We start from the raw sequence: 6,159 nt of genomic DNA on the forward strand, positions 1-6,159 counted from the left end.
CGTGGGACGGGAGTTCAGGGAGGGGGATCTCGTCGTATACCCCAGCCACGGGGCCGGGGTCGTCACCGGGACGGAGGAGAAGACCGTCCTCGGGGAGGTACGCAAGTACTACAGGGTGTATATCTCCGATGCCGGCCTCACTCTGAGCGTGCCGGCAGACGGCTCGAACCTGAGACCTTGTGCCGATGAGGCCTCCATTGAGGAGGCGCTGGATATGCTGGGGCGCGAGGTCACGGAGATGCCCTCCAACTGGAGTCACCGTCTCAAGCACAATCAGGAGAAGATCAAGAGCGGCGAGCTCCTGGAGGTGGCCGAGGTGGTGCGCAACCTCTCCGTCTACAGCCGGGAGCACGACCTCTCGACCGGCGAGCGCAGCACGCTCATGCGGGCGCGGCAGATCCTGGTCTCCGAGATTGCGGCGGTGCGGGGGCTGGAGCTGCCGGAGGCCGAGCGGCTGGTGAACCGGGCGCTGAAGGGCGGAGGGGCCGCGGGCTGAGCGCTTCGGAGACTATAGCCCTTATACTCGCCGGCGGCACCGGCAGCAGGATGGGCCGGCCCAAGCAGTTCATCGAGCTGCTGGGCACCCCGGCGCTGGCCTACACGCTGCGGGCCTTCGAGCGGGCACCGAGCGTGGACCGCATCTGCGTGGTGGGGGATGCGCGGCGGGTGGGGGAGCTGGCCGCCCGGGAGCGGATCTCCAAGTACGCCGGCTGCTCCACTCCGGGAGCGGCGCGCTCGCTCTCCGCCCGCAACGGGCTCCGGGAGCTGGAGGCCGGGCCGCAGGATCTCGTGCTGATACACGACGGTTCACGGTGCCTGCTGACGCCCTCCCTGGTGGAGCGGGTCATCGGCGCGGCGCGGCGGGGGGCGGACGGGGTCATCCCGGCCCTGCCGGTCTCCGACACGATAAAGGTGGTCGAGGAGGGGGTGGTCAGGAAGACGCTGGACCGCGGCAGCCTCTGGGCCGTGCAGACCCCGCAGGCCTTCCGCTTCGGGGTGCTGGAGCGGGTTTTCGATATCTCCGAGGAGCTTCTCGCCCGGGCCACGGATGACGCCTCTCTGATAGAGGGTTTCGGTGGGCGGATCGAGATCGTAGAGGGCGAGAAGACCAACATCAAGCTGACCTCGCCGGAGGATCTGATCTTCGCCGAGGCGATTCTGGAGAGCCGGCGGGGGGGCGGGCCGTGATCCGGGTCGGCCTCGGGATCGACGTGCACGCCTTCGCTCCGGGGAGGCGCTTGATCCTGGGCGGGGTGGAGATCCCCGGCGAGCTCGGTCTCGCCGGGCACTCCGACGCCGACGTGCTGGCGCATGCCGTCACCGATGCCCTGCTCGGCGCCGCCGGGCTGGAGGACATCGGGCACTACTTCCCCGATACCGACGAAGAATACAGAGACGCCGACTCCATAGGGCTTTTGCGCGAGGCGCGGCGGCTCATCGGGGGCTCCTGGCGGGTGGGGAACGTGGACTCGGTCGTGATCTGCGAGCGGCCCAGGATAAGGGACTACCGGGACGAGATGCGCCGGAACCTGGCACAAGCTCTGGGGGTGGAGACCGGGAGGGTGAGCGTCCGCGGCACGACCTCCGAGGGGCTGGGCTTCACCGGCAGGGGCGAGGGAATCGCGGCGCAGGCCGTGCTGCTGCTGGAGAGCTGTTAGACCGCCGTGAACTCCCCGGCCACAGGAGAGGTGCGTGTGCGCTTCGCGCCGAGCCCGACCGGGATGCTGCACCTCGGGAGCGCCCGCACGGCGCTCTTCAACTGGCTCTTCGCCCGCCACCACGGCGGCGTGGCGGTCCTGCGCATCGAGGACACCGACCGCGCCCGCAGCTCACGCGAGTTCGAGGCGGCGCAGATCAGGGACCTGGACTGGCTCGGGCTCCGCTTCGACGAGGGGCCGGTCCGCCAGAGCGAGCGCGGCGAGCTGTACGCGGCGGCGGCGCGGCGGCTCCTGGAGGAGGGAAAGGCTTACCGCAGGTCCGGGCTGGCGGTCTACCTGCGGCCCGGGACGCGGGAGGGATTCTTCCGCGACCGGCTGCGCGGCGAGGTCGGTTTCAGCGGCGTGGAGGACTTCGTGCTCATGAAGTCCGACGGGACCCCGACCTACAACTTCGCCGCGGTGGTAGACGACCTCGAGATGGGCATCACGCACGTCATCCGGGGCGAAGAACATCTCTCCAACACCGCCCGGCAGGTGCTCGTCTACCGGGCGCTCGGCGGGAAGCCGCCGGAATTCATCCATCTGGGCGTCATCCTGGGGCCCGACGGGAGGAAGCTCTCCAAGCGGCACGGGGCACGGAGCGTCGCGGAGTACCGGCGGGAGGGCTACCTGCCGGAGGCCATCGTGAGCTACCTGGCGCTTCTGGGCTGGTCGCATCCGGAGGGAAGAGAGGAGTTCGGGAGTCTGGAGGAGCTTGCGCGGGAGTGGGACCCGGCGCGGCTAGGGGCGAGCCCGGCGGTCTTCGATCCGGACCGCTTGCGGTGGACCAACGCCCGGCGCATCCGGGCTTTGAGCGCGGAGGAGCTGTGGGAGCGGATGGAGCCGTTCGTGCGGGGCGTGGAGGTCCCAGGGGGGAGGGAGACGTTCGTCGCGGAGGCTGTGCAGAGCGAGCTCGCTACGCTGGCGGACGCCCCGGTTCTGGTGGAGAAGATCCTGGAGCCGGTGGACCCGGCGGTGTTCGCGAGAGATCTGCCGGAAAAAGCGGCTGAGGTCTACGCTCATGCGGCGAGCGTTCTCGCGGAGCGTGCGGTAGACTCGGTAGAGAGCGCGCGCGGGCTGGTGGGCGAGCTGCGGGCCTGGGCGGAGGAGCGCGGCATAAGGGCGCGCGAGCTTTTGCACCCGCTGCGGCTCGCGCTAACGGGCCGGGACCAGGGACCGGAGATGGCCTACCTCCTTGCGGCCCTCGGCCCCGAAGAGGCGAAAAGACGTTTGGAAGCGGCGAGAGAGGCGATAGGCAGGAGATGACGGTAAGAGTACGGGACACGCTGACGGGAGAGCTGGTCGGGATCGGGCAAGACGGCAGGATCGGCCTCTACGTCTGCGGTCCCACCGTCTACAACGACATCCACATCGGGAACGCCCGGGCGCCCCTTTTCTGGGACGTGGCCGTGAGGTATCTCAAGAGCCGCGGCTACGAGGTCAGGTTCGTCCAGAACATCACGGATATAGAGGACAAGATCATAAACAAGGCCAACCAGGAGGGTGTCTCCTGGGAGGAGATCGTGCGCCGCTACACCGACTCGTTCCACGAGCGGCTGGCGCTGCTCGGTGTGGGGCTGCCGGACGTGGAGCCCCGCGCGACCGAGCACATCCCGGAGATGATCTCCCTGATCCAGGAGCTGATAGACGCGGGCAAGGCCTACGCTGCGGAGAATGGCGACGTCTACTACTCTGTGGAGAGCTTCCCGGAGTACGGGTGCCTCAGCCGCCAGCGCCCCGAGGAGATGCGCGAGACCGAGAAGGGAGACACGGGCTACAAGCGCAACGCTTTAGACTTCGCGCTCTGGAAGGCGGCCAAGCCCGGAGAGCCTGCCTGGGAGAGCCCGTGGGGGCCGGGGAGGCCGGGGTGGCACATCGAGTGCTCGGCGATGGTCGAGAAGCACCTGCCCGAGGGGGCGGACATCCACGGCGGCGGCACCGATCTCCGCTTCCCGCATCACGAGAACGAGCTGGCCCAGAGCCGCGGGGCGCATCCCGACAGGATCTTCGTGCGGGCCTGGGCGCACCACGGGATGGTGAACATGGCCCGGGACAAGATGGCCAAGAGCGTCGGCAACGTAGTGGATGTGAAGGAGGCCGTCGGGCGGCACGGCCAGAACGCGATCCGGATGTGGTTTTTGCAGAGCCACTACTCCCAGCCCATAGACTACTCGGAGGAGATCCTGGAGGAGAAGCGCCGCTCTTACGAGCGGCTGGAGCGGATCTACCGCCAGATATCCGGCTCCACGAGGTCTTCGGAGCTCTCCGACCGGCTGGCGGAAGAGTTGCGGGAGGAGTTCGACCGCACCATGCGTGAGGACTTCAACACGCCGGAGGCCATCGCCGCCGTCTTCGAGGCGGCCTCCCGCGCCGGGCAGGAGGTATCGGCGCGCCCGCAGGCCGCCGAGGAGTTCGCATCCCTGCGGGACGCGCTGGAGGAGATCCTGGGAATTCTGGGCTTCGATCTGGCGCGGGAAACGGTGGCCGAGGTGGACGGCGTCCGGGTGCGGTACGTGGGGGAGCCCGGGGAAGAGGTGCTGCGGCGGGTGATCGAGCGAGAGCGGGCCCGGCGCGGGAAGGACTGGACGGCCGCCGACCGCCTCCGGGAGGAGGTGCGCTCCGAGGGCTGGGAGATCGAGGACACGCCGGAGGGGCCGGTCCTCGGCCGCCGGAGGTGAAGGGCGAGCTCTTATACGGCCTCCGGCCCGTACTAGAGTTGCTCAGGAGCGGCCGGCGCGAGGTGCTCGAAGTGCTGGACGCCTCGGGATCGGAGGAGATAGAGCAGGCCGCCGCCGAACGGGGGGCGCCGGTTCGGAGGATAAGCCGGAAGCGGGCGGCGGAGCTCGTGCCGGGGAGCGTGCATCAGGGGGTTCTGGCCCGCGCGGGACCGTACCCGTACGCGGAGCTGGAGGAGATTCTCTCGGACGGGGTTCCCCTGCTGCTGGTCCTCGACGGCGTCACGGACCCGCAGAATCTGGGGGGCGTGCTGCGGGTCGCCGACGCAGCCGGGGCGAGCGGGGTCGTGATCCCGAAAGACCGGGCAGCCCCCGTCACCCCCGCTGCGGTCAAGGCCAGTGCGGGGGCGAGCGAGTACGTCCGGGTAGCGCGGGAGACCAACCTGCGGCGAGCGCTGGAGCACGTCAAGGAGGCCGGGGTCTGGGTCTACGCCGCGGAGAGCAGGGGCGGCACGCCGTATGTGGAGCTGGATCTCGCGGGGCCGGTCGCGCTCGCGCTCGGCAGCGAGGGACGGGGCCTGCGGCGGCTCGTGCGCGAGGCTTGCGACGGGATGGTGAGCATCCCGATGTGCGGGACCGTGGACTCGCTCAACGTCTCGGTGGCGGCCGCGGTGCTGGCGTTCGAGGCCCGGAGGCAGCGGGGTTGGCGTCGTACCTGATACTGGACGGCTACAACCTCCTCGGGGCGTTGGAGCGCTACCGGGGAGACGGCGCTGCCCTTGAGGAGCGGCGGGACCGGCTGGTGCGGGACGCGCTCAGGGCCGCCGGGTGGACCGGAGCGGAGATCATCGTCGTCTTCGACGCGCACGGCAGTCCCGAGCCCGGTAAGACCGAGCCGCTGGCCGGCGGGGTCGTGCGCGTAGTCTATACCGCTCCCGGCGAGTCTGCCGACGATGAGATAGAGCGGCTGGTGGAGCGGCTGGAGGGCGAGGTCACCGTCTACACGGCCGACTTCGCCCAGCAGCGGGCCGTGCTCGCCCGGGGCGGGAGGCGGGGCACGCCGCGCGAGTTCGCCGAGCTGCTGGACGAGCTGCCGGCGCTCGTGCAGGCTCCGGATAGAAAGTGGCGCTCCCGCATCTCGGATCATCTCTCGCCCGAGACCCGGCGGGCGCTCGAGGAGATCCGGCGCAGATCCGGGGGGTGATATATAATCTGGTGCCGGGAGCCCCATCGGGCCTGGGTAGCTCAACGGCAGAGCAGCCGCCTTGTAAGCGGCAGGTTGGGGGTTCAAATCCCCCCTCAGGCTCTTGCGGCGAGGGTTTGAAAAACCGCGGGTGTTTGCTACTATTATCCGGGCGTTCGCGGGGGTGTGCCCGAGCGGCCAAAGGGAGCAGACTGTAAATCTGCCGGCATTGCCTACGGAGGTTCGAATCCTCCCGCCCCCATACAGAACAATACGCCCCTGTAGCTCAGTGGTAGAGCACTTCCATGGTAAGGAAGGGGTCACCGGTTCAAATCCGGTCGGGGGCTCTGGGGCCGGCTGCGCAGCCGGTCCGGAGAATACAGAGTGGCGGTGTAGCTCAGTTGGTTAGAGCAGCGGAATCATAATCCGCGTGTCGCAGGTTCGAGTCCTGCCACCGCTACTCCTTGTTGTTGCGGAGAGTCAGGGTTCGAGCGGTTAGAGGAAAGGAACTCGCAGGATGGCCAAGGGGAAGTTTGAGAGGACCAAGCCGCACATAAACGTGGGGACGATAGGGCATGTGGACCACGGCAAGACGACGCTTACG

The 6,159-nt window shown here is 68.8% G+C and carries 8 protein-coding genes and 4 tRNA genes; all 12 read left to right on the plus strand.

Annotation, left to right across the window (positions count from 1 at the left end; genetic code table 11):
* Position 1 precedes the first annotated feature (1 nt).
* On the plus strand, positions 2–496 hold the full coding sequence (locus E0L93_RS10440) for a CarD family transcriptional regulator (protein WP_132691649.1): 495 nt from the start codon (positions 2–4) through the stop codon (positions 494–496).
* 23 nt (positions 497–519) lie between these two features.
* On the plus strand, positions 520–1,188 hold the full coding sequence (gene ispD, locus E0L93_RS10445) for a 2-C-methyl-D-erythritol 4-phosphate cytidylyltransferase (protein ID WP_279387488.1): 669 nt from the start codon (positions 520–522) through the stop codon (positions 1,186–1,188).
* Positions 1,188–1,658 carry a 2-C-methyl-D-erythritol 2,4-cyclodiphosphate synthase gene (ispF, locus tag E0L93_RS10450; RefSeq protein WP_132691671.1) on the plus strand — a complete coding sequence of 157 codons (471 nt, stop codon included), beginning with the start codon at positions 1,188–1,190 and terminating at the stop codon, positions 1,656–1,658. The genes ispD and ispF overlap by 1 nt, the downstream gene beginning before the upstream one ends.
* Before the next feature lie 36 nt (positions 1,659–1,694).
* Entirely contained in the window at positions 1,695–2,963 is a 1,269-nt protein-coding gene (locus E0L93_RS10455) for a glutamate--tRNA ligase (RefSeq protein WP_132691653.1), read from the plus strand.
* On the plus strand, positions 2,960–4,375 hold the full coding sequence (cysS, locus tag E0L93_RS10460; protein ID WP_132691655.1) for a cysteine--tRNA ligase: 1,416 nt from the start codon (positions 2,960–2,962) through the stop codon (positions 4,373–4,375). Before E0L93_RS10455 ends, cysS begins: the two co-directional genes overlap by 4 nt.
* Positions 4,372–5,091 (plus strand): 23S rRNA (guanosine(2251)-2'-O)-methyltransferase RlmB, encoded by a 720-nt coding sequence (gene rlmB, locus E0L93_RS10465; RefSeq protein WP_132691657.1) that lies wholly within the window; start codon positions 4,372–4,374, stop codon positions 5,089–5,091. The genes cysS and rlmB overlap by 4 nt, the downstream gene beginning before the upstream one ends.
* A complete protein-coding gene (locus E0L93_RS10470) occupies positions 5,076–5,576 on the plus strand; it encodes an NYN domain-containing protein (protein WP_165874296.1) in 501 nt (166 codons plus the stop codon). Before rlmB ends, E0L93_RS10470 begins: the two co-directional genes overlap by 16 nt.
* A gap of 30 nt (positions 5,577–5,606) precedes the next feature.
* Positions 5,607–5,678 (plus strand) — tRNA-Thr (locus tag E0L93_RS10475).
* Positions 5,679–5,735: 57 nt separating this feature from the next.
* Positions 5,736–5,817, plus strand: a tRNA-Tyr gene (locus tag E0L93_RS10480).
* Between the two features lie 13 nt (positions 5,818–5,830).
* A tRNA-Thr gene (locus tag E0L93_RS10485) sits at positions 5,831–5,902 on the plus strand.
* Between the two features lie 39 nt (positions 5,903–5,941).
* Positions 5,942–6,015 (plus strand) — tRNA-Met (locus E0L93_RS10490).
* 57 nt (positions 6,016–6,072) lie between these two features.
* Positions 6,073–6,159, plus strand: an 87-nt coding sequence (locus tag E0L93_RS10495; RefSeq protein ID WP_207890343.1) for a GTP-binding protein, incomplete at its 3' end; no start/stop codon positions are given.

It is taken from the genome of Rubrobacter taiwanensis, assembly GCF_004337705.1.
Classification (GTDB): domain Bacteria; phylum Actinomycetota; class Rubrobacteria; order Rubrobacterales; family Rubrobacteraceae; genus Rubrobacter_C; species Rubrobacter_C taiwanensis.